This window comes from Haloferax sp. Atlit-10N (genome assembly GCF_003586325.1).
GTDB lineage: Archaea > Halobacteriota > Halobacteria > Halobacteriales > Haloferacaceae > Haloferax > Haloferax prahovense.
Genome location: NZ_PSYX01000078.1, coordinates 1 through 664, shown reverse-complemented (window position 1 = coordinate 664; position 664 = coordinate 1). Strand labels below are relative to the sequence as shown.

Here is a 664-nt window from a genome sequence, read left to right as displayed (position 1 = left end):
AGAATAACGTTCGAGAAACTAAAATTGCGTTATCGCTCTTAGCAGCAGAGAACGGGGAACTTGTGGATAATAATGACTTCAATATTATCCAAGCCGATGCGCTCCGACAGGATTGGAATGATGCCTTCCCTGAGATTGCTAATGATGGCGGATTTGACGTTATAGTTGGAAACCCGCCATATATTAATATCCAAACGATGGATGAAAAAACAAAAGAACATGTTTTAGACCAATATGACACAGTCCAATCAGGGAATTTCAACACATATATTCCCTTCATCGAGTTAGGTATTGAGCTAATTAATGAAGGAGGAAAAGTCGGATATATACTTCCACTGAATTACTTTACAACACTGACGAGAGAAGACCTCCGAGAGTATTTACAAACTGGCAAATATGTGTCCGAAATAGTCGATTTCGGAGACACCTTGTTATTTGATGACGCATTAACATACACTGCGATTTCCATATTCTCCAAAAGCAGCAAAAGTAGCTTTGATTATATGAAGGTTGACTCCGTTGACGACCTCAACAATCTCCCCGACCGAGATTTCATCGATATAAAATATTCTTCTATTGATTCGGAAAAGTGGAGGTTGTTAGATGAAGATGAGTTTGGAAATATTCGGAAGATAGAGTCCTTCCGGCCTCTGGATGAAGTCTC

At 39.5% G+C, this 664-nt stretch carries 1 protein-coding gene; it reads left to right on the top strand.

The features are described from left to right. Positions 1 to 664, top strand: a 664-nt coding sequence (locus C5B91_RS22565; RefSeq protein ID WP_199708891.1) for an Eco57I restriction-modification methylase domain-containing protein, incomplete at both ends; no start/stop codon positions are given.